Below are 26,884 nucleotides of genomic sequence, written 5' to 3'. Positions count from 1 at the left end.
TTTGAATTATAAGTCACAGACAGATACCTTATTTATGCTTGGAAATAGTAGTCAGCAACTCGCTTTTGATAAAATTAATACGATTCTGGCGAAGCACTCGTCGTTATTAGATGCTTTCAGTGAAATCGAACCGATCATTCTTGAGTTGTTCGATGCACAGCGAATGAGTATTTTCCAGCGCAGACGTCAGCACCAGGATCTGGTCGCACGGTTCAAAACCGGTAAAGCAACGCAGGAAATTAAAGTGCCCATCTCGCCGCTGTCTATCGCCGGTTACGTGGCACTTGCCCAACGCCCCATCGTCATTGCAGATCCCTATAATAAAGAAGAACTCGAAGGCATTCATCCCCGCCTGCGCTTTGCAGATAAATTCGATAAGAGCAGTAACTTCCGGACCAACAACATTCTTTGCGTACCGGTTTTGAATGCCGGCGTACTGCTCGGTGTCATGCAGCTTATTAATAAGCAGACGGGTCCGTTCAACGGCAACGACCTTACCGTCGCGAAACAACTTACTGAGCTGCTCGGCAATAAGTTCCGCTATGAGCTGGGTGGTACTAATCACCCCTTTGACTTATTACTGCATAAAAATCAGATAGCACCCGCTGCGCTCACAGACCTGCTGAACAGTACCAACGACCAGCGCACGATTGTGCAGCGTCTTATGTCAGAACACAGCATCCGTGAACATGATATCGGTAATACCCTTTCGGTGCATTATCAGGTTCCTTATATCTCTTATCTGCCGGAAAAGTATCATCTGTTCCAGAATGACAGCCGCCTGAACCTGTCTTATCTGAAACGTAACCTCGTTGCCGTGATTGCAGATGTTCACGAGCGCCCTATTGTTCTGATGGCAGAGCCGAATAACGCCGCCCTGCTCATGGAAATTGAAAGTGCCATGGGTATCGACAGTTACGAAATCGCCGTGGCGCTGCCTAACCAGGTTTTACAATACCTGGGTGAAGGCGGTGGCAGTGGTGCGCCCGGCGAAATGAGTGAGATCCTCGATGAAATCAGCGCCGGTGATGACGAAGGCGAAGACCAGATTGATGAGATGTCGGACGATGCACCGGCAGTTGTCCGTCTTGTCAGCCGCGTACTGCATGATGCTAAACGACTGAATGCCTCCGATATTCACGTCGACCCCGAAAAAGGCGGTCCCACACGGGTTCGCATGCGCATAGACGGTGTGTGCCGGGATATGAGTCAGATACCTCAGTCTCACCACAGTGCGGTTATTGCGCGGATTAAAATTCTGTCCAATCTGAATATCGCAGAGAAGCGTGTACCGCAGGATGGAAAACTGGCTTTCAGAATGAATGGTCAGATGGTTGAAGTACGGGTAGCGACCATTCCGACTGTGGCCGGTGAAGGCGTGGTAATGCGTATTCTTGCCTCCGGCGGCGCCATGCCCATCGATAAGATGAACCTGGCTCCGTCTAATATGAACCGGCTGGAAAGCATGATCCGCAAGCCTCACGGTATTCTGCTGGTAGTGGGCCCCACCGGTTCAGGTAAAACTACTACGTTGCACGCCGTACTCGGTTATCTGAACACCCCTGAAAAGAAAATTTGGACAGCAGAAGACCCGGTGGAAATTACCCAGGCTGGTCTGCAACAGGTGCAGGTAAGCCCGAAAATCGGATTTACCTTTGCGAATGCATTGCGGGCATTCTTACGGGCCGACCCGGATATTATTCTTATCGGTGAGATGCGTGATAAAGAAACGGCTCATGCCGGCATTGAAGCATCACTCACCGGTCACCTTGTACTATCCACACTGCACACCAACTCAGCACCGGAAACAATAACCCGTCTGCTTGATTTAGGTCTGGACCCGGTAAACTTCTCCGATGCCTGTGTGGGAATTCTCGCCCAGCGTCTTATCCGCACCCTGTGTAAAAGCTGTAAGCAACAATATCCTGCATCGGAAAATGACATTGCGTTTATTAAACGTCAGTACGGTGAGAGCTACCTGAACGAATTTGATCTGCCCTCCCCTCTGATGCTGCACAAAGCAGACGGTTGTGAAGAGTGCGGCGGAACAGGTTACCGTGGCCGTACCGGCGTTCACGAACTGTTAGGGATGACGCCTGAACTTCGTGGTCTGATATATAAAGAAGGCAGTGTGTCTGATATGAAAGAACAGGCTATGAAAGATGGCATGCGCACGCTGGTGCAGGATGCGATTTATAAAGTTATTAAGGGCGACACCGATCTGGCGCAGGTTCAGATTGTCAGTGGTGCCGAATAATATTTCAGCAATACCGGCAGGCTTCACCGGCTAAAAATCAAAAAAGCGGCAATCAGTTGCCGCTTTCTTCCGCCGCATCAGCATCAAATTGCCGTCTGGCAAACTGATAAGCTGAATGGGCAACAGCCTCGCCGCCTTCCCCGGCCACGGCTTCAGTTAAGCTCTCATTACCGCCTGTCACGTCACGGTTAAACAACCAGTCGTAACCCAGTTCCCACAGGTTTGTGGTAATCGAACTGCCGGTAAACTCCTGCACGGTAAGGTTCGCTGCAGAATACGCCAGGCCAGCCGGACCACCGTACATAAAGCTGCCCGCCAAATCAGATACCGCACTGATATGTGTTGACGATACCGACTGATACACATCGGCGACAATAGGGATATGGTGCAGCAGATTCACCGCATCAAAGCCATCGTTCCAGTCAACCCCGTCTTCACCGAAAGCAGCATTCATGAAGCTGTCCCAGCCAGTTTCTCCGTCTGCCAGCGCAAAACTTTCAGCCTCAGCATCTGACACCACAGTCTCTCCGGTATCCTCAGAGGATGCCTCAGATGAAGATAGTAAATCAGCCTGCAACATTGCCAGAAACGCATTCTGCATTTTTGCCAGCCCGGAGTCTGATGTCAGCGATGACAGCACGTCTTCATCCAGCCCCGGGATCCCCAGTGAAGAAGTGAACTGAGACTGAATATCTGCAATCGTCGCGTCCTGCGCCTGTGTTTGTGTGTCATCGTCAGCGGATGTGAGCATGGCCAGGATCGCTGTAAAGCCGTTACTGTCAGATACCACTTCCGCAGCAGCAGTTGCCACGTCTGAAACGGCCTGAGCAGACTCATCTGCTGTAGTAAAATAATCGCCAATTGCATCGAAAATACGCATAAATCCCCCTACCCGGCAGGCATTTGTCAACATTGTAAAGGTTTCGCAAATCGCTCAGGTTTCAGCGTGTTTTTACGAGTTTGTCAGTTAGTATTTATTTCGAATCGCAAAGGACGGCGGCCATTTACTCCATATAAAACATAATAAATTTCGTGCACAGCAAGCACATTTGGTTAAACAGCTATGAAATTACAATGCCAGTATTTACTGATTTTCGCTTCTTTACATTTGGCTCTGGCAGGCTGCACAACAACCCTGTCTGAAGAAGAGGAAGTGGTGGCGTCCAGTCCGACAAATCCGAACGTAAAACAGCGCGCCATTGATACCAGTCAGCAGGAAGTCTCCCAGGGGGAAGCCACTTTCCGTCCGCCGCGCAGTCAGACTGTGTCGGTAGTCCGTGTTCCCACAGGTTCGCTGTTTGACCCGGACAATGCAGCGGGCTTGTACGAGCTGCATCACAACTTCCGTGTAGGCGATATGGTGCTGATAGAACTGGACGAACAAACATCTTCGCAAAAGTCTGTCGACTACAATGAAGACAAAAGCGCGAGCTTTCAGATCCAACCGCTTACTGTGAACGCAGGTCCGATACACATCAGCGATGACGATTTAAATGTTGACCATGAACAGGGCGGTGAATTTAACAGCTCTGCTAATGCCAGCCAGTCCAATACCCTGGAGGGCAAGATCACGGTTTACGTGGTAGAAGTACTCCCGAACAACAACCTGGTGGTGGCCGGTGAAAAGTGGATCACCATGAATCAGGGGAAGGAATTTATCCGTTTTTCCGGCGAGGTAAGGACTAAAGACATTGATGTGAACAATACCGTCAGCTCTGCAAAAGTCGGTAATGCACTTATTGAATACAGCGGTAAAGGCGAGCTGCAGGATAATCAGAAACGCAGCCTGTTAAGCAAACTCTTTTCTATTTTCGGGTAGCTGTATGTATTTAATCCGCTGTTTATTTGCCATCGTTGCGATGGTGATGCTTTCTTGTCCCGTCTATGCAGAATGGGTACAGGGCGAAGCGAAGCTGGCAGTTAAAAATGCACCGCTGGACGATGTTCGCATTATGGCCATAAAAAATGCTATCGCCGATGCATCCTTTAAATCAGGCAGCCTCATTACGGCTGAAGATGTGGTTTTAAACGGACTGCTCATCAGCAGCAAGGCCGAAATCCACTCCACAGGACGTATTCAGCGGGTCGAAATCATCGATGAAACATTAGAGGACGGCTACCTCACTGTTTCCGTCAAAGTGAATATCACACCTATTTTTGCCTGTGACAGTGACAAGTACAGCCGTTCTGTACTGGTGACACAATTTCAGTTATTACGACCCAGACAGGCTGCCCACGGCGATATTTATGACTTTGGCCACCAAATCAGTAAACGGCTGGAGCAACAGTTAATCCGCCAGCAACAGCAACTCAATGTGCAGTTGCTGGATAAGGCGTTTGCCTCCACCAGCGCATTTAACTCACTGACGCCGCAGATTATTTATGACAAAGCCTCCTACCTGGCACAGACCCAGGGGCGGCAGTTCATTGTGTTTGGCTATATCCGCGACATCAGCCTGTTCGAACAAATCAACATTGAAGACGATGATGATGTATCCAGACGGCGAAATTTCACCCTGGATGTGTATGTTGTTGATGCCTTCAGAAACTCCCTGTTGTTTCAGGAAAGCTACCATGCCGAAGCGGACTGGAGCTACCCGGAAGGACAAAGTGTAGATACCAATAACAGCCTGTTCTGGCGCGGCGACTTTGGCCGTGTGGCGCTGAACACAGTGAATGCTGCCGTGTCCGACATTACCAGTATCATTACCTGCGAGGCCACCGTAACGCAGGTTGTCGACAAACTGTCAGGTGAACTGGTGATTGGTATGGGCAGTGCAGACGGCGTGGTCGTCGGAGACACCTTCGCCCTGCTGAAAAAGCGCACGTTAAGCAGAACAACCTACACCGGCCTTGCCATGCAAAATACACTGGGCGATGTGCTGTTTACCGTTGCAGAAGTGAACCCTCATGCGGCGCTGCTAAAGAGTGCTGCAGCGCAGTCTCCTGCGCTGGCGGACCTGTATGACCTTGTGATGCCCGCCCCTGCTCCGTAAACCATAATCCAACACCAGTTTTGATGGATCTCGTTAGACTAAATGATAAGATGAGAACAATATTTCTTTATCTTCAAGTTGGTTAGATGCAATCTCCGTCACCTGAACAGCGTTATTTTTGGGTAGGTATTGGTGCCTCAGCGGGTGGACTGGAACCCATACAAAATCTGTGTGAGGAGCTCCCCGGCGATTCAAATATGATTTATATCGTCGCCCAGCACCTGTCTCCTAAACACGATAGCAAACTGACTGAACTGGTTCAGCGTAATACCCGGCTGAAAGTTAAAACCGTTACCAACGGAATGGTTGCCCAACCTAACGTCATTCATGTCACTCCACCTAAATATGACGTCACCGTTCAGGGCGATAAACTGTTTTTGTCAGATAAGGAAACCAACTCACTAGCCAAACCTTCAGTCAATGCACTTTTTGTTTCGCTGGCTGAAGCGAAAAAAGAGCATGCGGTTGGAGTGATTTTGTCAGGCACGGGGACTGACGGCGCTCATGGCATTAAGATGATCAGAGCCAATGGAGGCATCACCTACGCGCAGGATACAAAGACTGCAGGTTACGACGGTATGCCCCGGTCGGCAATTGACACCGGGTGTGTGGATTTTTGTCTGGGCCCGTCCGGTATCGGCAAACATCTTAAAGATCTCAGCACCAAACTGCCTCAGGAACTCCGAGTAAAAATTGAAGCCGATGAGGTACAGGACAAGTTCATCGACCTGGTCAATATTGTCAGGAAGCAGTGCGGCGTGTCGTTCAAACATTATAAAAAGGCGACGCTACAGCGACGCATTGAGCGCAGAATGCTGGCCAGGAAAGTGGACGAATTCAACGACTACGTGGAACTGCTGAATCACGATTCAGAAGAAGTACGGATGCTGTATAAAGATATCCTTATCTCCGTGACCAACTTTTTCCGCGACCCGGCAACGTTCAGTCAACTGGCGCCTGTTCTTGAGGACATTACATCAGGTAAATCCTCCGGCGAGCCGGTTCGCTTATGGGTGGTTGGCTGTGCTACCGGTGAAGAAGCTTACAGTCTGGCCATCATGCTGTCAGAAGCCCTTGGCGGGCCGGATAAAATCAGCAGCGAAGAGCACCAGATATTTGCTTCAGATGTAGATACCGATGCACTGGCTGTCGCCAGACGGGGTCTTTACAGCGAAGCTTCCATGGCGGATGTGCCGAAAGAATACAAAGAGAAATACTTTAAAAAGAAAGGAAATGCCTATGAGGTTATAGATGAACTCAAACGCATCATTCTCTTCTCCGGTCATAATATTATTGATGATCCTCCCTTCCTGCGCATCGACATGATCACTTGCCGCAACTTGCTGATTTACTTCGATCAGGAGTTACAGAAGAAGGTTTACCGTATTTTCCATTACGCCTTGCGTGAACGCGGTCACCTGTTCTTAGGAAAATCTGAAAGCACGTCACAGGTAACGGATATATTCCGTTCTGTGAACTCTCAGGACAAAATTTTCCAGAAGCGCAGCGTTACTTCGTTTAATCCGCAACGGTTCCATTTAAGCGGTAAGTCATCTGTATCTATCGGAGAGTTGCCTCAGCGCGTTACAGACACTTCGCGGCCGCCCAGCTTACCGGATGCTCTGGTAGAGCAACTCGGCGATGCCTGTGTATTAATTAACGATAACCTGGACGTTGAGCATATATACGGTAACAGCGCCCACTATATTAAATTTCCCAAAGGCAAACCCTCGTTTAACTTAAGCGAGATTGTCATTGAAATGTTCCGCCATGAAATCCGGCCTCTGGTATACAAAGTGACGCGGACCAAAAAGCAGTCTGAAAGTCAGTTGCGCCGCCTGACCATCGACGGTGAACCTTGCGAGGTACGAATGAAGGTGCTGCCGGTACAAATAGAAGAACAGGATGAGAAGTTCCTGCTTGTCTGTTTTAACAAAACAGCTGATGTACAGAAGCCGGCAAGTCAGGAAATTCATGACGAATCGTCAGAACGCATTAAAGAGTTGGAAGACGAACTTTCAATGGCGCGGGAGCACATTCAGACCGTAGTGGAAGAACTGGAGACATCTAACGAAGAATTGCAGTCCATGAACGAAGAACTGCAATCGTCCAATGAAGAGCTGCAGTCTTCTAACGAGGAACTGGAAACCACTAACGAAGAGCTACAGTCCACTAATGAAGAATTAGTGACGATGAACGATCAGTTAAATGACAAAACCACCTCACTGGAGCAGGTGACGAATCAACTGGTTAATATTAAGAATTCACTGCAATTCCCGCTGGTATGTGTAGACAGTGATTCGAATGCTGTCAGGTCAAACCTGGCTGCCCGAAAGTTCTTCTCTTTAACAACGGATCTGGAACACTTCGCCGAGCGTCTTCAGGAGCGGTTCGAGAGCTTTGATCTGCATAAAGTCATCAAAAAAGTGGCGTCTACTGCCGGTACTCAAACCATCCAGGCAGAATATAAAGACAAACATTTCTGGGTGCACATCACCCCCTACTACGCGACTAACCAGTCGATTGAAGGCGCGATCCTCAGTTTCATCGACAATACCGAACTGGTGCATCAGCAAAAAGAGCTGGATCTGAAACGGGAACAGGCTCAGAAAGCCAACCTGGCGAAGACAGAGTTTCTGGCTAATGTCAGCCACGAAATTCGTACACCTCTCAACGCTATTGTGGGTGTAAATGAAGTATTCGGCCTGCAAATTGATAATGAAGAAAAGCGGGCCAGGCTGCTCAAAATTCTCGATAACGCTACGAAGAAGTTACGGGATCTACTCAACGACTTGCTGGATTTTGCCAAGCTGGAATCCGGGCAGCTGTCACTGGAATATACGGAATTTTCGCCTAAAGCCATCATCCGCGATCTCATTGACTTGTATTCCATGGATAATGTGAACAGCGACCGCAAGATTTCGGCTGTTTTCGACAAAGATCTGCCAGACACGTTTATTGGCGACCCGCTAAGAATTCAGCAAATCGTCACTAACCTGCTTTCAAATGCTATTAAGTTCACTGAAAACGGCACAATCAAGATCATTGCTAAAGGTCACTGGGACAAACCGGTTTATCAACTGGTTCTGCAAGTTTCAGATACCGGAATTGGTATGTCTGAACAACATATCAAACAAATATTCGATAAGTTCACGCAGGCAGATTCCAGCATCGCCAGACGCTTCGGCGGCTCCGGCCTCGGGCTGTCTATTGTCAAAGAACTGGTCAGCCTGATGGCCGGCAGCATCGACGTTGAAAGTGAAGAAGGCAAAGGCACTACCTTTACAATAAATCTGCCCATGCAAACGCCCAAGGTGGTCAGGGAAGCCGTCACAAATGTACCGGTGAGCCAGCTTAAGCTTCGCAATACAGGCGACCATAGGGTACTTATTATCGAAGATAACGAAGCCAATATTTTCATTTTGTCGTCTTACCTGGATGAACTGGGCGTGCAGTACGATGTAGCCCGAAATGGTACAGAAGGCCTCAATGCAGTGAAAGACAGCACTTATGCACTTATTTTGCTGGATTTGCAGATGGACGAAATGGATGGCTTTACCTTTTTCGAAGAGTTTAAAAAACTCCCCGGTGACAAGCTTCAGAATATCCGTGTTGTAGCAGTATCGGCCCATGTTCATCAGGACATCATCAACCGCTGCAAACAGGCCGGAATGAGCGATTTTCTTCCTAAGCCCGTAGAAATAGCTAAACTTCATGGCTTGCTGGAGAAATATTTGGATGGAAAATCAAGTTGATAGCGTGCTCAGATACCCTGAGGTCAGTCCGGTATTTTTTATCGGTGCCTCATTAGGTGGCGTTAAGGCGTTTATTCATCTTGTGGAAAATCTGCCTGACGACTTTCCTGCTCCTGTTTTCCTGTTGTTACACCGGATAAAGAACAGCGATATAAAAGCCGGTGATATGCGCATGGTATTGCAGGCAAAAACCCGGTTAACCGTGGAAAACGCTGTTGAAGGAGAGGTTGTCAGATCAGGTCATATCTATCTGCCTCCGGATAACCTTCACATAGGGGTGGAGGACAACCGTATTAAGTTTTATGAAACCCCTGATGAGTCTTACTGGCGTCCTGCCATCGATGTAATGTTTAAATCTGCCGCTCGGGAGTATACCGACAGAACAGTTGCCATATTGCTTACCGGGAATCTGGACGACGGTGTTCAGGGTTTACGGGAAACATCGGCACAGGGCGGTATCACCGTGGCACAGTCACCGGAAGATGCGTATGCGCCCTACCTGCCGCTGAATGCTGTTATGAACGACCATCCGTCACATGTGCTGCCGTTGAAAGACATCCCGAAACTAATGTGTGAGCTTACCCGTCATCCTCATTTTGACGATCAGGAAAGTATAGCCATTGAATCGGCAAAGGTTGCAAAAGAACTGAAAAAGAAACTGAAGTAGCAGCACGTCGCTGCTACCTCTTTTAACTGATTACTTCACCAGCGTAATTTTGCCAAACACCGAAGCATCAATGAAACCCAGGTTCTTGTCACCGTTAACCGGCGTAATTTCATGCGAACCCACAAAGTGTTCACGCTCAGGGCTGCCGTCGTTATCGCAGTACGCCAGCATAAACCCCATTATCTTACCTTCTTCTAATGACAGCGGGACGCCCGGCTTAGCGGTACTGAATGAATCATCATAAATATCAATCGCCACTTCCCAGGTAATGGTATACGGCGATGATTCATCGCGATGCCATTCACTTTCCACATGGTCGTTCAGCAACACCACGCCATTACCATCATTCTCGTCACCAAAGTCAGCAGCATTGCCATCAAGCGCAATGTGATAGGCAAACGCATTATAACTGTACTGGTGATCACCGCCTGATGCATCTTCGTCTATGAACACTTCCAGGCAATCATCATCCCAATATTTATCCTTTGGATCCGGATGGGTATCAATAAGAATATCATCCACAATTTCCACCAGCAGATAGAGCTTGCCTTCGTCCCATGCCAGTTTAAAACGACCGGAAAAATCTTCTTTTGATGGCATGCTTCCTACCATCAAATGCTCAAGCGGATGCCATTGTGCTTCCTGCCACACAGCATCATCACCGGCACCATTTACAGTGACACCATTTTTGGCAAATGTGGCATCCATCGCCATGGCAACAGGAGAAAGTAAGCTGAAGCTTAACGCCCCTGCGGTGAGTAATTTTTTATACATACTGGTTCCTTTGTGGAAAATACGCTTAACGTTACCGATAACATTCACAGAATTTTTACACGCTGAGCACATAATGTGAACCCCTGATCAGACGGATTTCTCTTTTACGATTAAGGAGGACTGTTGTAACCAGCATTCTTTGTGAAGATACAAAAACGCCGCGTGTCATAACGCGGCGTCCGTTTGCTGTAAAGTAGCGGGATTATAGATTATATCCGCGCTCTTCGTGGCTGGAGATATCCAGACCTTTCTGCTCGGTTTCCATATCCACACGCAGACCGTTAGTCATTACAGATACCACTTTAAGCAGTAACCAGGAGACCACGGCTGTGTAAGCAAATACCGCCACAATACCAATCACCTGCACGGTTAACTGCTCTGAAATACTGGTGTTGTCGCCACCGAAACCATAGCCGCTGAACAGCCCTAAATCCGGCGAGCAGAAAATCCCGGCAAGGAACGTTCCCAGAATGCCGCCAACACCGTGCACAGGGAAAACGTCAAGAGAATCGTCGATTTTCCATTTCTGTTTGATCAGGTTCGTGCAGTAGAAACAAATCACACCGGCTGATAAACCGATAACCAGACCGGCCGCCGGGCCGACGAATCCGGAAGCAGGTGTAATTGTACCCAGTCCGGCAACCATACCGGTGACAATACCCAGTACAGAAGGCTTACCGTATTTTTTCCATTCCAGTGTCATCCATGCCAGCGAGCCTGCTGCCGCACTGATATGAGTCACCAGCATCGCCATTGCAGCATCACCGTTAGCAGCCACAGCACTACCACCGTTAAAGCCGAACCAGCCTACCCATAACATACCTGCGCCACCTACAGTCATCGTCAGGTTATGAGGGATCATGGAAGCACTGCCATAGCCGGTACGGTTTCCAATCACCAGTGCAGCCACCAGCGCACCCACACCTGCAGTAATGTGGACAACGGTACCACCGGCAAAGTCCAGCAGTCCCATTTCAGCCAGCCAGCCGCCGCCCCATACCCAGTGACAAACTGGCAGATAAACCAGTACCAGCCACACCAGCGCAAATATCAGTACGGAAGAGAACTTCATACGCTCGGCAAAGCCACCCACCATCAGCGCAGGTGTAATAACCGCAAATGTGAGCTGGAACATAAAAAATAATGCTTCAGGGATGGTGCCGGACAAACTGTCTTTCGTCACGCCATCTAAGAACATTTTTGAGAAGTCGCCGATGAAGCTGTTTCCTTCACCAAACGCCAGGCTGTAACCGGCAATCAGCCAGATAAGCGATGCGCCGCAGGCAATAGCAAAACATTGCATCAGTACCGACAGCACGTTTTTACTGCGTACCAGGCCAGCATAGAAGAAAGATAACCCCGGTAATGTCATAAACAGTACCAGTGCAGTTGAAGTGAGGATCCAGGCGGTATCGCCCGTATCGGCAGACGCCTGAGCAAATACCGGGCACGGCAAGAGTAAAGCAACAGCTAAAAGCCAGTTACGCATAATGTTGTCCTGATTTTTTAATGAGTTTGGATTTATCGCGCCTTTGTGGCGTCTTTTATTTCCATATCGTAGGTTGCAACCCCGTGCCGGATTACCGGACCGGAAACGCCTCCTTGTCGCGCTTATTGCTTTTATTTTTTGCGAGACGCATTTTTATCAAAAATATACCTGACCTTCGTATTAGTAAAAAGTCTAAATTACTGAATATTTATGCACTGTTAAGCAATTCTTTATGGTTTACTGCGTTTTCGTTCAATAATCAGGCAGGACATCAGAGTAAGACGCTGCACCTTATGACAGGCGCAGCATGACAGCGGGGAATTATTCAACACCGGGCATAGGTTCAAACCCCGGCAATTCTTTGATACGTGCAATCCAGCGGTTCACAGCAGGGTAATCTGATAAACTCACACCACCTTCAGGGGCCAGCGCCACGTAAGGCATTACCGCGCAATCGGCTATTGTCGGACGCTCCAGCGCCAGCCAGTCGTGCACTGACAAACGCTGTTCAAGTAACGTTAATATGCGTTCAGAGGTATTCAGCGTGGTGGCTTTATCCAGCGCATAACCAAATTTATCTACCAGCCGTGCGGCGTTCGGACCATGCTGTATTTCGTTTGACGCCACTGACAACCATTGCTGCACTTCTGCCATACCCTGAGCATCTGCCGGCAACCAGCTTTCAAGGTCGTGCTTGCGGGCGAGATAAATAAGGATGGCCTGAGCATCTCTGAGCGTAATATCGCCGTCTGTCAGCACCGGAATTTCGCCCCAGGGGTTCAGGGCAAGCATAGCGTCACTTTTGTGTTCACCATTAATGAAATCCACCGGCACAATATTCAGTTCAATGTTCGCCAGAGCCGCGAATAATCTCACTTTGTAACAGTTTCCTGATAATTCCAAATCATAAAGCTTCATGCGTTTTCCACCACGTTGTTAACGATTTGTTTCACGTTAAACCGTATGCATATCGCAATAAAGATGCGATAGTTAATTTCAGTAAACCGTTTTTCGCACTAATAGAAGGGTTATGGACAAGTTTAAAGCCATGCAGGTGTTTGTGACCATCGCAGACAAGGGCAGCCTGACCGGGGCAGCAGAGCACCTGAACACATCTCTGACATCCGTAGTACGCACTCTGGCGGCCCTTGAAAATCATCTCGAAGTGCGGTTATTTCACCGCACTACACGCAGTATTGTCATTACTGATGAGGGGCGCGAATACTACACCCGCTGTCAGACAATACTGGCCGAAGTCACAGAAGCTGAGAGTCGCCTGACAGACCGGCAAACGGAACCTCAGGGAAAAGTCACTGTGACGGCACCGGTCACCTTCGGTAAACGCCATGTCATGCCAAAGATCAGCCAGTATCTGTCACGGTATCCGAAAATGCAGGTAGATTTACTACTGCTGGACCGGCCGGTGGATATGCTCAGTGAAGGCGTGGACGTAGCAGTAAGGATAGGACGCACCGGTAATCATAATCTGGTTGCCAGACAACTGGGCACCATGCGCCATGTGCTTTGTGCCAGCCCTGCATTTCTGTCTGCCCATCAGTCCGTATTGTCACCGGAATCACTCAACGGCTTGCCGGCAATTCATTTAAGGGTGCTGGAAAGCCCGTCAGAATGGATGTTCACAAAAGGCGGGAAGAGTCAGAAGACTGCCCTCAGTAGTCGTCTTACCACAAATCAGGTGGATGCAGCGTTAGAAGCTTGTGTCAGTGGCGTGGGATTTTGCCGCTTTTTGCACTATCAGGTAGCGGAACTGGTGCAGGCAGGCAAACTGGTTATTGTACTTCCGGATTATGAGCCTCACCCGCTGCCGGTACACTTACTCTATGCGCCGGTAAAGCTGCAAACGAAACGACTGCGGACGATGACAGACTGGCTGACAGGGCCGTTGCAACAGGATTTGATTCAAATAGCTGAATCGGGGAAAGAGCGATAAAAGACCGGATGGTAAGCTTCCCCCGCTTCTACGCCTTTCGTTTGAAGTGATAGTGCTCTTTTTGATATTTCGACGGCGTTGTATGGTAAACGTCTTTGAAAGCCCGGCTGAAATGGGAAGGTGAAGCAAATCCTGTATCGTAAGAAATCTGGGTAATTTGCATCCCCTCTTCCAGCATGCCTCTGGCTTTTTCAAGCCTGAATTCTCTGATCACGGCATTGAATGGCTTGTCAAAAGACGACTGGAACAAGCGCTGAAGATGCCTGTCACTGACCGCCATCATTTCAGCGAACACCGGTTTTGTGAAATCTTCATCTCCATAGTGTTTTTCCATTAATTCCAGTGCTTTAAAATAGAACCGCTGCCCCTGCTCATTTTCAAATTCGGGTAATTCGTCCTCTGGTTCTTCTGTGACATGTTCAGTCACCTCCGACTCCACAGGTTGGTAGCGTTCAAATAAATTACTTATTCTGGATAGCAACAGCGGTTTCTCAACCGGCTTGGTCATATAGCTGTCGGCACCGGCTTCAAGTGCCAGCCGTATACTTTTAGGATCGCCAAAGGCAGACATGAAAATTAGCGGCACTTTTGCCAGAGAGTCATCTCTGCGCAGAGCTTTTGCGAAAGCCAGACCATCCATAACCGGCATTTTATAGTCAGTCAGAACAAGATCAGGCTTTGCTCTGGCAACGATATCCAGCGCTTCTTTGCCATTCGATGCCATCAGACAACGATAAACGCCTCCCAGTAAGTCCCGGATATAGGTGCGCAATTCCTCATTATCATCCACTACCAGAATGACTTTTCCTTCACCCGCCAGTTCACGATCGATGTTGTAATGACGTGCCGGGTTCTCTTTCACCTCCTTCGCCATGGCCTGCGATTTTGTTGTTGATCCCGTCACAGGCAAAAATACGGTAAAACAGGAGCCGGCTCCGGGCTCAGATTCCACTTTAATATGCCCGCCGTTAGCAATAACAAGTTCCTTCACCAGCGCCAGACCCACACCGGTACCTTCGGCTTCATTTTCCAGACGGGTGTAACGGTCGAAAATCTTATCCACCTGCTCTTCAGTCATGCCGGCTCCGTTGTCACTGACTTCGATGACCAGCTGTAACTGCCGCTGTTTTACCGATACGCCGATCTTTCCGCCTTCAGGTGTATATTTCACTGCGTTGGAGACCAGGTTACTGAGAATTTTTTCGAGACTGTCAGTGAATAACGTAATTCGCTTCTGGCCAGAGCACTGCCATGTTAACTGGTGTTTTTTCAGCGCCGCGTATGCTTTTAAGTCAAACATGATGCGGGGCATATCATGATCCAGTTCATAATGCTGGGGAGGCAGAGTCTTGATGTATTCCAGTTTTTCCAGTTCCAGCATCTGGTCAACCAGCACACTGATCCGGTCTGCATTTCGCGTAGCGAGCTCAATCCGCTCCACCGTTTTGTCTGAATCCGGCGCTTCCAGCACTTCCTTCAAAGGCCCGAGTATAAGCGTGAGTGGTGTACGGATTTCGTGTGACAAATTCGCCATGGCACGTTGTTTATTCCGCAGCATCCGCTGCATAAACTGGTTGGTATCCTGAATGACACTATTTTTCTCTTCTACCAGCGTTGTAAGCATAGCCCCCTGTTCATCAACTCGTTTCAAATAGCTTCTGTAAGCGAGATAAAGACCAATAATAACTATCACCAGATAGACTATCATTGCCTGCCACGTGCGCCACCACGGTGGAAGTACATTTAGTGGGATAGTAGTAACAGGCTGCTCTACATGGCTTCTGGGGTCGTGGATGCGGATCTTCAGCGAGTAACTATCGACAGGAAGCTCGCTTAAAGTAATTATTCTTTCTTCCGGAGCTAATTTGATCCAGTCGGAATCTCTGCCCGTCAATTTGTATTCGTAGCTGAGCAAACCTCTGGCAACATAATTTGTCGCAGGAAGACCAATTGTAAAACTGTCTTCTACAGTGGAGATCCCCTTTTCGCTACCCAGGGTTTCCACAGAACTATCAGCAATTTCAATTTTTATCTTTGATGTATCGATGTTGTGCTTTTTCTGACTGAGTTGCTTCAGATTTTCCAAAAAGCTATTTTTTTCAAGCAAATTGCTTTGCTTGTCACCCCTTACTAAGATGAAGTTCTTCGTTACCTCGATTCCGTCAAACTGAAAGTCTGAATCGGTAATTCCAAAGCTCTTTCCTATAAAAATGTTTTCTCCATGCTCTTTACCAATAGCGAATAATCCGTTGTTTGCAGCTACAAGCCAGTATTTATCCAAAGAAACAACATCACGAATGAATCCGGGGCCGGAATTTTTTATCCCGGCGTCTCCTGACGTTAAATCCTTAAAGAGGAATCCGTTCCCTGATGTACCGATCAGCAAACTTTCATCATCAGAATAAATAGATGTATAAACCTGATACTGGTGAGATATTCCGAAGTCAATTTGCTTTATTCCGGAGTTACCTGAAATCTCGAAAATCCCCACTCCGTCGACGGTCAGGATCAAAGAATCATTGGTTGTTCTTCGTATATTTGAAATGAAATAAGGTAATACTTCTTTGTAGCCGTGGCTGAGATTAAGTAACTTGTTCCCTTCTGAATCCTGAACCCGCGCGTAGATTATCCCGCCTACCTCAAATGCCTCTAAAACACTCTTAAAAACTACTTCGTCGATTTTTCCTGATATACCGGAAGGGGAATGGCTTTCAGTTACTTCTTTATCTAACGGGTAAAGGTTAAACTCTTCATCAAACAGATATACAGCCTCATGACCATAGAGCACCCTTCTCCTTTCAACCTGGAAAATAGTATTCTCCATTTCGCTATCTTCTGAAATGCTCGTAACAGCAACTTGAGAATTATTTCTTAAAAGCAGAATATCTGAATTAGTCATGGATTCTACAGACATTACCTCCTGCCCGGTGAATGGCAGGTTCGTAGTGGAGATGGATGTGATTAAGTCAGAGAGGACAACCAGGCCATGGGTTGTATCAACTGCAAACAAATTCCCATATCTGTCTTCAGCCATATCTGTGACTATAAGAAGTTCATTTTCAGCTTGCAAAAATTCGTGTGCTATTAGTTGTTCCTGTTTCGAATCCAGATAATATAAATTTTCTGCTGCCACCCATATCTTCTCATTCTGATCGATGAAAATTGAACGGACTGGTTGTGAATCCTCGTCGGGGATATTTCTGGAACTGACTAATCTCACACCTTTTGTCATCTTATTAAAAATAAGCACACCACTATCTGCGCCAACGTACAGGTGTTCTTCGTCAATGGTCAGTGTATGCAGTTTTTGAGAAGGTTCGATTGAGAGATTAAATTGTGCCCACGATTCGCTAGCAAAAGAATAGAAAAAAAGTCCTTCATCTCTGTCAATCCACCATATTCCGTCTGATGCATCGTCTACTGCCAAATCAACGACCTGGTCACCAATGACAATTCCTTTACCCCTTAAATTTGAACTCTCCTGCATTGTCGCAATATCGTAAATGTGGATGTTAGAGAGTGTACTAACGATGATTTTGTCGCGGCCGATATCTGTTTTCCAAAAACCTCTGTTCTTAATACTTGATGTGTTAACAGGCCTTACTTCGTTGCTACTTGTATCCATTAAGTACAAGCCATTTCCATAAACACTTATGAGCAAATAGCGATTATCCAGGCGGTCGATATCAGTTACCCATGTCGATAATATCCCTGCACTATTTTTTGCCTTTGAGAATTTTAATAATTCTCCGGCCCTTATATCCATTAACCCATTCTCACCACCGGTCCAGACACCGTCTTCCGATACAATTATCGCAGAGGGAATACCTATGGTCAGGTCAGGAGATTCGTAGGAATAGTCAAGTTCAGACTGGAAACCGGAAGCAATTACACTTAATGAGACGTTTAATATACAAAATAGGACAAATACACCAAAAAACTTCATTTTGGACACTCCATGACCTTTTAAGACAATCCGTTGTTTTAAAAAAACGAGATAATTATCACGCTTTTAACGAGTTCTTATTTATATTAATCATAAACATGGAGAAGATTACAATGGAAATATTGTATAAAATTAACGCATCGGATGAGTTGGGTAATGCCGATGTTTTGGAGTTTATCAGTGGAGGAACGTTACCGGAGACAAATACGATGGAGCAGACTTCGGCCGTAATACCAAAGGCTCCGCCTAAGTTACCTGTTTACCCTTCAAGTTTAGATTAAACCAACAACCACTGCATGCCCGCATTTTCCGCGGCTTGCTGATCGTAGATATAGTCTCCCACATAAAGAATATGTGCGGGGGCTATCTGCCATTGCCCGGCAATCATAAGTAGTGCGGTGGGATCTGGCTTGGCAGGGGCGCATTCGCGGGTGAGTACGGTTGAAATGGGGATTTGATTGTTGCTGATTTTAAGCGCTGTGGCCTGTTTGCAGTTGCGGGTAACAATAGCAACGGGCAAATCAGCTCTGATGACGGCATCTACCATGGATTTTCCTGCCGGCAACCATTTCGCATTCTCTGCATCGGCCATTTCGTGATCCAGAATGACCTGATGTGCCGATGATCTTGAGGTTTCATCAGGCAGGTTATCGATAAAGGTAAGGATATCTTCGCTGGCAGGGCATCCAATTTCGCGGCGCATTTGAGAAAAGTCGAGGACAGACTCCACCAGCGTACCGTCTAAATCAAATATCACTCCGCTGACATTCGTCAAATCTAACTTCATCTCTTTTCTCCCCTTTGTTGCCAGGCATTTGGTACATCCCTAGTGTAGCGAACCATGTCGCTTTTGAATCTAACATTTATGTCATCAACACTGACATTGGGGTAAATGCCGCCAGTTAGTTGTGTACTGAGGAGACAAATACGCCCGCTTCATACGCCAGGGTTGATGGTCACCTTTCGCCGCGATGCCAATGGTACTGCTGCCGTATTTTCTGTTAATGGCGTCCATGCAAGCCATCAGCTTTGTATTCCCTTCGCTTTGTGCGAACAAATCCGGCTGCTTTACATCTTCATCCTGAATTTCAATTGCTCCCACGCCGCACTTATGAAACAAAACCCCTTCCTTATACAAGGTATCAGCTGCATTCCCGGCGGCTTCTGACAGCATTCGTGTATCCGCAGTGGCAATGGCAAAACGGTGCTGTACAGCTTTATGATAATGTCCGCTGGCGGCAAAGGGGTTCGCATGGGCAAACAGGGTCAGGGTTTTCACGGTACAATTTTGCTTCCTGAGCTTTTCAGCTACCCGCTCAGCATGCCAGCAAAGTGCCTGCCGTAAACTCTGATGGTCCGTAACCGGATGGCCAAAAGCGCGGGTAGCATAGATTTGCTGTTTTTTAGGACGATGACTTTCCCACTCAATGCAGGTAACACCGTTAAGCTCCCGCACGGTACGTTCTATCTCTACAGAGAATTGCTTACGGATACTTTTAGGCGCTGCGCAGGCAAGCTCCCACGCAGAGCGCACACCACTGTTTTCCAGCTTTTCCGCAATACGCCGGCCAATCCCCCACACATCCTGCGGCGACATTTCCTGTAAGGTTCGCCGGATCTGTGTCTTCTCAGCAAGTACCGCAATGCCGGATTTATCTCCCAGTCTTTTACCGGCATGGCTGGCAACCTTCGCCAGCGTCGGCGTAAGCCCGAAACCCACTCCTACAGGCAGACGTAACTGCTGCCAGACAGCACGCCTGATAGTTTCACCGTAGGCGTTCCATCCTTCCGGCGGTTGCCAGTTATCAAAATACAAAAAGCACTCGTCGATAGAATACACATGCTGGTGAGGCGCAAAACCGCCAACAATATTCATCATCTGGTTGGACAAATAGTCATACAGTTCGTACAGTTGGCTAAGAATTCCCGCTAAAAATAGGCGAGTAAGTGAGCAAGCCTTCTGCCGCATGGGTTGCTGGCGTCTAACACCAGAAAAATCACCCAGCTCAATCCGTTGTCTAATTTTTACCAATTTGATCGCTAAGATAAACTAATTTGATTACCGAGGGAGACTGACGGACTAATTACTTAGGGCTTAATCGTACAATCTCCACTCGACACCACACAACTTACTGAAACCAACCGAACCAAAAATGCCAAAGGTTAACTGTCACTCATTAGCAATTTTTTGGCCAGTAAAGTACGGGAAGGTTATTCCTCTACTGTGCATACCTATACGAGCCCCCAAAGACAGGTCAGCGACGTGTAGCTTCTTGTTTTCAATTTTACGTTTCCCTGGAAATTCAAGCAAAAACCTTTCATTACTCTTAGCTGATACAGCTGGAATTTTGAGTTTGAATTCATCACTGAATAGCAACATTGGTAATCGTGATACCGCTTCAATACAGTCAACTATTTCTCGGTTTTCCCTAGGTTCAAAATCTGAGCCTGCTAAGTTTCCATACTTTTTCAATACAGGATCTAAACAGGACGAAACATGGTAGAGATTAATTATATAGTATGGAATATATCGATTTAATGAAAATCCTGTTTTGACCCCATTAAAGTTCTTATGAATCAACGGGTCTGGACCTAGAATCCCTTTACTCGCAACGCCTTCAATATAGTAGCCAATTATCAAGTTATTGTCCCAAGCGTAAGAGAAAGCGTTAACTCTTCTGTGCTTGTGTTTTATTTCATTGATAATTGTTGATATATGACTTCGATATTCTTTTGTAGATTCATTAAACTCACGAGCAGCCTTTGTCTTCAGTTTACTATCATCATGACATACGCACTTGATGATAGATTGACAAGCCTCTATAAAGTTGGACAAATAGAAGATTGTATTAAAGATATCGACACTATACTCTTCGATATCATCCGGTTTGAACTGACTATTGTTTTTTCTTTTTTTTGTATCTTTCTCTAACCGAGATGCAAGTCGGCTGACGCTCTTAATCACATCAGTAAAAGAAAAATAGAACACATCAAGTGGGTGGTTCAGCTGTAGTTTTTCATGCCCACTTTTTTGCTCATCTAAACCACTTAAAGTCGCCACTACCTTTGGAAGATAGCCCGTTTCTTCAAATGGGAGCTCATATTTCATGCAGAATTACCTCCGTAATAATTCACTGCTGGCTAACAGCTTATTCGTGCGCATGCGTGTTTACCTCGTTAGACCAGTAAAAATGCGCATGCGCATTTTCCAAACCTATTATCTTACCTATAGGTTTAATAATTACATGATTTTAATCATATTTATTTGTATTGGAATGTAAAAACGCGCACAAAGTTGAGATAAAAATCACCATGATTTCAATATGACTGTACAGATCGACTTTCTATCGAGTATGAGCTGTGGCTCATTCAATGAAAGTGAATAGAAAATGTCACACAGGGTGCTCTTTCCATTTCTATTTTCTCCATAGATTACGTTGACTTCAGAAAACTGAATTTGTCCAGATGCCGCTCGACAATAGTTGCCAACATTGTCGATCATTTGAATTCTTTCTAGCACGTCATTTTCCACCTGAGATTAGAATCTTTTTATAGTATATGAACTACTATGTATGTTCTTGATTATATGTAGGCTATTGTTAATCTGATATAGCTCTATAGGTCAAATTGGACAGGTTTCAGTGAGATCTCATAATTGTTTCCATGAGTTCTCATAAATAATGCAAAAGGCGTTTTTGATTTTTTAAAAGAACGCAACAGAAGGCTTTTGTTTATCCAACAAAGTCTCAAATAGCATATGTTCCTGGAATTTAGATTATGAAGAGAGAGCGTTGCGGGCCGGAATCTGTGTTGGTAACGTGTTGCAGAGGTTTGAGGCGAATTGCAGCCCGTCATTGTCATTGGTGCGAGGGGCAGCTTCAGACAACAAGCAGAAGGTCAGGATTTTGAGCCTGAATTTCTGCCATTGGTTAGGAGCGAACATTCAATTATAGCATCCCTCTGGCCTTTCCTTTGTGAAGAGAAGCCACTGGCACGGAAGTTCTTAAAGTTCCTATTTTGCTCGCTACTGACCCTAGTCGGACGGCTTCTTCTCATTTAGCAAACCACCGAAGTAAAAGCCTATAACCGTCAGAAAAGAGGCCTTTAGAAACTCAGGCACTTCTTTCTCCTTAATAAGAAGGTATGCTGAAACACCAATTAAAATAACAGCAAGCCAGCCCGTTATATTAAAAATTATTTTTAAAAATCCCCACTTATCAGCATGTTTGCCAACTGCTGCATCCATTTGTTGTATCAACTGGCTTTCTTTCTCGGCGTGATTTTCAAATCTGCTTGTGAAAACTACCCAAAGGAAGAGGCTGTCACCTTCCTCTTGATAATTCACTTTGGACACGAACCCATCTAAGAAAGTATCTTGACTTATAACCTTGTGGTTGGTACTTCGGGGTTTGGACTGCTTTACTATCTCAACAGATTTTTTTCTAGAGTCTAAGGGCACTCCTTGACCTCCAGGCCAGCACGGCGCATGTATTCATCTAATGTGCCTAACTGATCTACAATTTTGGCAAATCGATATTGCTTGCGAGTGATAGTTAGTGTCTGTCTATTGGGTAGTGGTAATGTGGCCCTATGACCATCGACAGAAACCATGAACATTTCTTCAACAAATGAGGCCCCATAATAAATCTCATATACTACGCGATATGCGGCGGGATCAGGATGTTTGGTAGCCCACTCTTCACCAGAGAATTTATCAGTATCGTGATCAATATCAGGCCTTTCAATCCGGATATTCAGATCTTTTTTGTAAGTATATTTTCCTCTTTCATCGCTAAAGATCCAGTCATCCTGTTGAGATGTGTCAATTACGGACATTAGTTCGTCATAAGTCATTAGGACTCCGAGTTTACAATTAAAAGCTATGTTTGTATTATCTACCAATTGCGCAAATTCTCAACACCTAGTATTTGATGTCAGTAAAGAAAAATAGCTTACTGCTGAGTTTTTGAGGTAGTGATTATAAGTTTAACTGTGCTTAATATTTTAGGTCTAGTCTAAGTTCATTCTTACCATCTATAACCATTTTTATGAAACTAGAAATGAAAGGAAGTCCAAGAAAAGAATCTGATAAAACTTTTTGGCCAAAAATATTGAGAGTAGCTCACTTGAAAGGTGGTTTGACAGCTATTAACTCGCCCAAAACCCCCAATATTATCAAGCTAAAACAGTTAACCCTTGATTCTAAAGCTATCGAAATAACGCTGACTGCTTACAGAGATATTGCTCTAGCTCTTGATAAATCTGGATTTGGAGAAATAATAGGCATAGACTTCTACGAGACGGAGGATCAGATAAGAGGAATACAGCAACCTCAGTGGATGGTAAACAGTCCAACCAGTCATGCCGTAAATGGATTATTTGAAAATTACCAATTTTGGCGAAAAGTTTGTCATCATGCCTATACCTCCCAAGAACCGAAAATAATAGATATAGCCGGACGTATAGCCCAGCAACTCAAGACCTTAGAAAATTCTCTAAGGAAAATTTCACTGGCGTATCAGCGTCAAATTTCCTCTATAGACTTTAAAGAAATTGAAAACGTTAATTCGTTTTCAGATAGCAATACTTCTAATATTTTTGATAGCTTCCAACATTTTTTATTCGATGCTTGCTCGTTGAGGGATTACCTTTCTGAAGCTGTTAATGAATTTATAGTTTCAAGAGAGTTTCCAAAGCAGAAAAAAATGATAACAAGCCATGCAAAGCTTGTTTCGCTACTGAAAAATATGCCTAAAAAATCTAATTTACTAAATGGTATATTGACTGCCAGTGAAGAAAATGGCTGGCTCGAGTTACTAACAAGTTATAGAAATATAATAACACACGTATGTCCGATATCTCAGCTAAGTTTTCAATCTTCGATTTTTATCGAGAAGATTAATATTGTTTGCGATAAAAAGGTTGCAAGAATAAAAGCTCCCATACCTGCAAACCCTAAAGAAATTCGGTTTGAACGAGAAGTGACAAGAAGTAATTTTTCAGAGCTAGAAAGGATTCAAAAAGAATTTCGAAAATGTTCTAGAGATGCTGAAAATTCTCTTGATATGCTTGAATATTGTAGCGGAATAACTAAAAAACTCGTCGTTTACTCTTTCGAAATTGCAGCTGCATCTGGCTTGGAGGCACCAACTGTAAAACTATCACTTTGAGGGTAAAAGTAAACCGAATTATTTATAAACTTAATATCCGCAATTCGCTCAAAGCTGGAACTGAGAAGCCAAGTCATGAAAGTCCGCTTAACGTACGGAAAAGCCTAACAGCGTCATAGGCTCTTTGCGACAAACTGCACACATTCAACACCAAGCTAACGGGAGTAAACGCGTGAGGCATAATAGCTAAGTGCTTCGCATGTTTGTGTCGCAGCTGTCCGCGCCATTGGACTGCGGTCTAAGCGCTTGTTAGCTTTACTGGCTGCATGACACAGCCTCTAAAAATTGTATTTTTGTACAAATGCGGAAAGTTATTTTCGGTTTTCGTATGAAACGACAATTGGATTGTCTAATATTTACGTTAAGTGCTGGTGATAAGCGATTTTTTACCAATTCAAATCGGAGTCGTTTAATTATGAGCGAGAAAGAATGGATTTATGATGGTAGACATATTGGACTCTATCAAGAGCTATCGCTAGATGATGATAGCGAAATCAACCAAATGGATGCAGTGCTATGTATTCATGATGGATATCGCTTTAATTTTGAATATCAATCAGAAAACGGCAATGTTCAATCTCATTTTGCAACAAGTATTTCATCCTTAGATATGGACAATTTAGCAGTTGCTTGGTGCAAAAAGCGACATCTTAGCGTGAATAAATACACTCTTAACGAGCTACTTGATCAGTGTGAAGATTCAATTGATGATGTCGCACTAAAAGAGCTGGTTCTTGAGATAGAGGGCCAAGAAGAATTGGAGTATGACAATATTTTCGAGGTTGTTACGTCAGACACAAGCATCGCAAAGGCAATGAAGGAACGTAGTAATGAGTTCATAAAACTACGCGAAGCTGGTCAAGCGCTAGCTAAACAAGCCGCTTATATCACTGAAATTCATTCACAAGAGGAGCATATTGCTGCGGTGGCATTGTTAGAAATCTTGCTAGAAGACTATGACAATAATGTGTTACTCATTGATGCTTTAAGTGCATCAATTGCTAGGTTTGAACAGTCTGTGCCATTAAGATAGCTGTACAGCCTGACATATCCAAACATATTCATTATTATGTATATGAGTTAATACATTATAGTTACTCTCTAGGCAGTTACAGACTAACAACGAACGCAACATAAGCCAACTTGGAACGCAACGTAAAGTTGTTCCGTTTGCTTGCGATTGTTATATCTTAAGGATCTACACACGTACTATGCCCGTTCCCGGTGTTCTGAGTTCGTGGAGCCACCTGGCAATGCTGTCTCTATTGACTTCTTCTATAGGGTAGCTCCGAGCCTCTATTGTAGAACGAGCTCCTATGCTAAATTCAGAAGAGGTTACCAGTATCCCGAGTTTGCATCCTTCATGCAATACATCAGAATACAATCCCTTAATCGTCACTTTATCAATTTTCGATTTAACTCTCTTGCATTGAATAATAAATTCGGGTGTTCCGCCCTTACCATCATTCCATACTCTTAAATCAACTCCATCGTCATTACTTCCTGGTCCCAGATCAACACTGTAACCAAATCGCTGGAAGCATTCAGCAGTTAATTCTTCGAATTTTCTCCAATGAATTTCACCCAACTTGTTAAGATTATTTGAAAGGAAGTCTATAAAACGCTGATCAAGGAATGCGCCCTTCTCAGCAATAGGATCGTACTGCTCAAATAAATCTCCCAAATCGACAATATCAATATACTGGTGAAATTTCATTGCAGTGTGTGGGCTATGTTTCATCAAGTCATCATAAGCTTGAATCAACATCATGATTGCATTTAAGCCTGCTTTCCCGTGAACCTGGAAAGCCTCGAACATCATTGACTCTGGGTTTAATGATTTCCTTCCTTCTTGGATGGCCTTCTTCATTTCAATCTTTATGTGTCGATGATAAATATCTTGAATAGATTGAGCGAAGTCGGCACCATTTTTACGCTCTAATTCCCTCGATATTTTAATTATCTCAAATATCCCATCTAATGGTCTTTCTGTAACTCCTACTTTATGTAGGAGGTTGTAATAGAGGGCGTCATAATCTTCGGATCTAATTCTAATCCCGTGCTGCTCAGAAGAAACAATATCGTCATCAAATCCTGTACCGCTAAGCAGATCACACATCTGCTCAATTGAAGCGGCGACCCCAGATTTATAGCCAACAATCTCATGGAGATGATCGGCAAAATCATGCTTTTCGAACCAAATTGCTCCCATGTTCAGTCCTTATATAACGCCTAGCTTAACCGGCGCAAATATAGCAGGTTAAAGTTAGCGACGAAAGGAGCGCAAGCCTGCCGATTTACGTTGAATTGCCACTAGTTCAGTAGACACATCATAACCATATTTTGATTAGAAACTGAACCGATGCCCCCCCAACTTCAGCAATACGTACATTTCTGCAGTTTAAGTACAAAGTTATGAGCGGCAGCATTTTGAAGATGGCAGAAGTTCAGTGGAATAAAACTGACCGTCCGATCCTTTTCTTTAGGAAAAGTCTGCCTACGGGATAGTACGGTCAGGTACTTGCTTAAAAAAGTCTTTTGGCATGAAGGGCCATAGCGTCCGGTTTAAAAATTCGAGGTAGACACAAAGCAAAATGCAATTCCATCTCAGAAAAGAGTTTCTATTTCATCAATTTTTCATTCATCGATGTTATGAGTAAAGATAGTCCTTCATGCGGGTCAGCATCTAATATCTCGCACAACTCAATAAACTCTACCAGCTCAACTTTTCTACGGGCTTGTTCAATCTTTCCCAATATGGAATGGTGTTTGCCCCATCTTTCCGAGACCTCTCGCAAAGACAAAGACTGGTCTTCACGTTGTGCTTTTAACCACAACCTGAGCTTGTCGTAATGTGAGGAATAAACTGACGTTTTCAT

20 protein-coding genes are annotated in these 26,884 nt (G+C 45.4%); 8 read left to right on the top strand and 12 right to left on the bottom strand.

Annotation, left to right across the window (positions count from 1 at the left end):
- Positions 1-34: 34 nt before the first annotated feature.
- Positions 35-2,257 (top strand): GspE/PulE family protein, encoded by a 2,223-nt coding sequence (locus tag J3369_RS02700; RefSeq protein ID WP_349583716.1) that lies wholly within the window; start codon positions 35-37, stop codon positions 2,255-2,257.
- A 52-nt stretch (positions 2,258-2,309) separates the two neighbouring features.
- Here the strand turns inward: J3369_RS02700 and J3369_RS02695 are convergent, their stop codons facing one another.
- The gene (locus tag J3369_RS02695) at positions 2,310-3,137 is read right to left on the bottom strand and encodes a hypothetical protein (RefSeq protein ID WP_349583526.1); all 828 of its coding nucleotides are present in this window, start codon (positions 3,135-3,137) and stop codon (positions 2,310-2,312) included.
- Between the two features lie 183 nt (positions 3,138-3,320).
- Here J3369_RS02695 and J3369_RS02690 point away from each other — a divergent pair, with 183 nt between their 5' ends.
- From J3369_RS02690 to J3369_RS02675, 4 genes are all read left to right on the top strand, one after another.
- Positions 3,321-4,076, top strand: a complete 756-nt coding sequence (locus J3369_RS02690) for a flagellar basal body L-ring protein FlgH (RefSeq protein ID WP_349583523.1) — start codon at positions 3,321-3,323, stop codon at positions 4,074-4,076.
- Between the two features lie 4 nt (positions 4,077-4,080).
- Positions 4,081-5,253, top strand: coding sequence for a flagellar assembly protein T N-terminal domain-containing protein (locus J3369_RS02685; RefSeq protein ID WP_303575236.1), 1,173 nt, complete (start codon positions 4,081-4,083; stop codon positions 5,251-5,253).
- A gap of 86 nt (positions 5,254-5,339) precedes the next feature.
- On the top strand, positions 5,340-9,008 hold the full coding sequence (locus tag J3369_RS02680; RefSeq protein ID WP_349583520.1) for a CheR family methyltransferase: 3,669 nt from the start codon (positions 5,340-5,342) through the stop codon (positions 9,006-9,008).
- Positions 8,992-9,675 carry a chemotaxis protein CheB gene (locus J3369_RS02675; RefSeq protein ID WP_349583517.1) on the top strand — a complete coding sequence of 228 codons (684 nt, stop codon included), beginning with the start codon at positions 8,992-8,994 and terminating at the stop codon, positions 9,673-9,675. The genes J3369_RS02680 and J3369_RS02675 overlap by 17 nt, the downstream gene beginning before the upstream one ends.
- A gap of 30 nt (positions 9,676-9,705) precedes the next feature.
- Here J3369_RS02675 and J3369_RS02670 read toward each other — a convergent pair whose 3' ends face one another.
- The 3 genes from J3369_RS02670 to J3369_RS02660 form a co-directional block, all read right to left on the bottom strand.
- A complete protein-coding gene (locus J3369_RS02670; RefSeq protein WP_349583514.1) occupies positions 9,706-10,449 on the bottom strand; it encodes a sugar-binding protein in 744 nt (247 codons plus the stop codon).
- 202 nt (positions 10,450-10,651) lie between these two features.
- Positions 10,652-11,938: an ammonium transporter gene (locus J3369_RS02665; protein ID WP_349583511.1), complete on the bottom strand. Its 1,287-nt coding sequence runs from the start codon at positions 11,936-11,938 to the stop codon at positions 10,652-10,654.
- A 321-nt stretch (positions 11,939-12,259) separates the two neighbouring features.
- The gene (locus J3369_RS02660; protein WP_349583508.1) at positions 12,260-12,856 is read right to left on the bottom strand and encodes a glutathione S-transferase family protein; all 597 of its coding nucleotides are present in this window, start codon (positions 12,854-12,856) and stop codon (positions 12,260-12,262) included.
- Between the two features lie 112 nt (positions 12,857-12,968).
- On the opposite strand from J3369_RS02660, the gene J3369_RS02655 reads away from it, so the two are divergent.
- Positions 12,969-13,889 carry a LysR family transcriptional regulator gene (locus J3369_RS02655; RefSeq protein ID WP_349583505.1) on the top strand — a complete coding sequence of 307 codons (921 nt, stop codon included), beginning with the start codon at positions 12,969-12,971 and terminating at the stop codon, positions 13,887-13,889.
- Between the two features lie 28 nt (positions 13,890-13,917).
- Here the strand turns inward: J3369_RS02655 and J3369_RS02650 are convergent, their stop codons facing one another.
- The 6 genes from J3369_RS02650 to J3369_RS02625 form a co-directional block, all read right to left on the bottom strand.
- Positions 13,918-17,835 (bottom strand): ATP-binding protein, encoded by a 3,918-nt coding sequence (locus tag J3369_RS02650; RefSeq protein ID WP_349583502.1) that lies wholly within the window; start codon positions 17,833-17,835, stop codon positions 13,918-13,920.
- A gap of 277 nt (positions 17,836-18,112) precedes the next feature.
- Complete coding sequence (locus tag J3369_RS02645) at positions 18,113-18,622, bottom strand: HAD family hydrolase (RefSeq protein ID WP_349583499.1); 510 nt, start codon at positions 18,620-18,622, stop codon at positions 18,113-18,115.
- An 84-nt stretch (positions 18,623-18,706) separates the two neighbouring features.
- Positions 18,707-19,867: a DUF4113 domain-containing protein gene (locus J3369_RS02640; RefSeq protein WP_349583496.1), complete on the bottom strand. Its 1,161-nt coding sequence runs from the start codon at positions 19,865-19,867 to the stop codon at positions 18,707-18,709.
- Positions 19,868-20,005: 138 nt separating this feature from the next.
- Positions 20,006-20,944, bottom strand: a complete 939-nt coding sequence (locus J3369_RS02635) for a hypothetical protein (RefSeq protein ID WP_349583493.1) — start codon at positions 20,942-20,944, stop codon at positions 20,006-20,008.
- 924 nt (positions 20,945-21,868) lie between these two features.
- Positions 21,869-22,294 (bottom strand): hypothetical protein, encoded by a 426-nt coding sequence (locus J3369_RS02630; RefSeq protein ID WP_349583490.1) that lies wholly within the window; start codon positions 22,292-22,294, stop codon positions 21,869-21,871.
- Complete coding sequence (locus J3369_RS02625) at positions 22,285-22,689, bottom strand: hypothetical protein (protein ID WP_349583487.1); 405 nt, start codon at positions 22,687-22,689, stop codon at positions 22,285-22,287. The genes J3369_RS02630 and J3369_RS02625 overlap by 10 nt, the downstream gene beginning before the upstream one ends.
- Before the next feature lie 206 nt (positions 22,690-22,895).
- Between J3369_RS02625 and J3369_RS02620 the strand changes: the two genes are divergently transcribed.
- The gene (locus J3369_RS02620) at positions 22,896-24,005 is read left to right on the top strand and encodes a hypothetical protein (RefSeq protein WP_349583484.1); all 1,110 of its coding nucleotides are present in this window, start codon (positions 22,896-22,898) and stop codon (positions 24,003-24,005) included.
- A 415-nt stretch (positions 24,006-24,420) separates the two neighbouring features.
- Positions 24,421-25,038 (top strand): hypothetical protein, encoded by a 618-nt coding sequence (locus J3369_RS02615; RefSeq protein WP_349583481.1) that lies wholly within the window; start codon positions 24,421-24,423, stop codon positions 25,036-25,038.
- 165 nt (positions 25,039-25,203) lie between these two features.
- Here the strand turns inward: J3369_RS02615 and J3369_RS02610 are convergent, their stop codons facing one another.
- Positions 25,204-26,217 carry a restriction endonuclease gene (locus J3369_RS02610; protein ID WP_349583478.1) on the bottom strand — a complete coding sequence of 338 codons (1,014 nt, stop codon included), beginning with the start codon at positions 26,215-26,217 and terminating at the stop codon, positions 25,204-25,206.
- Positions 26,218-26,626: 409 nt separating this feature from the next.
- Positions 26,627-26,884 carry a helix-turn-helix domain-containing protein gene (locus J3369_RS22020; RefSeq protein WP_502877396.1) on the bottom strand — a complete coding sequence of 86 codons (258 nt, stop codon included), beginning with the start codon at positions 26,882-26,884 and terminating at the stop codon, positions 26,627-26,629.

Source organism: Alteromonas sp. NFXS44 (assembly GCF_040148705.1).
GTDB lineage: Bacteria > Pseudomonadota > Gammaproteobacteria > Enterobacterales > Alteromonadaceae > Alteromonas.
Note: the sequence above shows the minus strand (reverse complement) of the source record. Positions and strands in the feature narration are given on the sequence as shown.

Excerpts from the sequence above, each read along its gene's own strand:
- J3369_RS02700 (WP_349583716.1), top strand. The coding sequence starts at position 35 with ATGCTTGGAAATAGTAGTCAGCAACTCGCTTTTGATAAAATTAATACG.
- J3369_RS02695 (WP_349583526.1), bottom strand. The coding sequence starts at position 3,137 with ATGCGTATTTTCGATGCAATTGGCGATTATTTTACTACAGCAGATGAG.
- J3369_RS02690 (WP_349583523.1), top strand. The coding sequence starts at position 3,321 with ATGAAATTACAATGCCAGTATTTACTGATTTTCGCTTCTTTACATTTG.
- J3369_RS02685 (WP_303575236.1), top strand. The coding sequence starts at position 4,081 with ATGTATTTAATCCGCTGTTTATTTGCCATCGTTGCGATGGTGATGCTT.
- J3369_RS02680 (WP_349583520.1), top strand. The coding sequence starts at position 5,340 with ATGCAATCTCCGTCACCTGAACAGCGTTATTTTTGGGTAGGTATTGGT.
- J3369_RS02675 (WP_349583517.1), top strand. The coding sequence starts at position 8,992 with ATGGAAAATCAAGTTGATAGCGTGCTCAGATACCCTGAGGTCAGTCCG.
- J3369_RS02670 (WP_349583514.1), bottom strand. The coding sequence starts at position 10,449 with ATGTATAAAAAATTACTCACCGCAGGGGCGTTAAGCTTCAGCTTACTT.
- J3369_RS02665 (WP_349583511.1), bottom strand. The coding sequence starts at position 11,938 with ATGCGTAACTGGCTTTTAGCTGTTGCTTTACTCTTGCCGTGCCCGGTA.
- J3369_RS02660 (WP_349583508.1), bottom strand. The coding sequence starts at position 12,856 with ATGAAGCTTTATGATTTGGAATTATCAGGAAACTGTTACAAAGTGAGA.
- J3369_RS02655 (WP_349583505.1), top strand. The coding sequence starts at position 12,969 with ATGGACAAGTTTAAAGCCATGCAGGTGTTTGTGACCATCGCAGACAAG.
- J3369_RS02650 (WP_349583502.1), bottom strand. The coding sequence starts at position 17,835 with ATGAAGTTTTTTGGTGTATTTGTCCTATTTTGTATATTAAACGTCTCA.
- J3369_RS02645 (WP_349583499.1), bottom strand. The coding sequence starts at position 18,622 with ATGAAGTTAGATTTGACGAATGTCAGCGGAGTGATATTTGATTTAGAC.
- J3369_RS02635 (WP_349583493.1), bottom strand. The coding sequence starts at position 20,944 with ATGAAATATGAGCTCCCATTTGAAGAAACGGGCTATCTTCCAAAGGTA.
- J3369_RS02625 (WP_349583487.1), bottom strand. The coding sequence starts at position 22,689 with ATGACTTATGACGAACTAATGTCCGTAATTGACACATCTCAACAGGAT.
- J3369_RS02620 (WP_349583484.1), top strand. The coding sequence starts at position 22,896 with ATGAAAGGAAGTCCAAGAAAAGAATCTGATAAAACTTTTTGGCCAAAA.
- J3369_RS02615 (WP_349583481.1), top strand. The coding sequence starts at position 24,421 with ATGAGCGAGAAAGAATGGATTTATGATGGTAGACATATTGGACTCTAT.
- J3369_RS02610 (WP_349583478.1), bottom strand. The coding sequence starts at position 26,217 with ATGGGAGCAATTTGGTTCGAAAAGCATGATTTTGCCGATCATCTCCAT.
- J3369_RS22020 (WP_502877396.1), bottom strand. The coding sequence starts at position 26,884 with ATGAAAACGTCAGTTTATTCCTCACATTACGACAAGCTCAGGTTGTGG.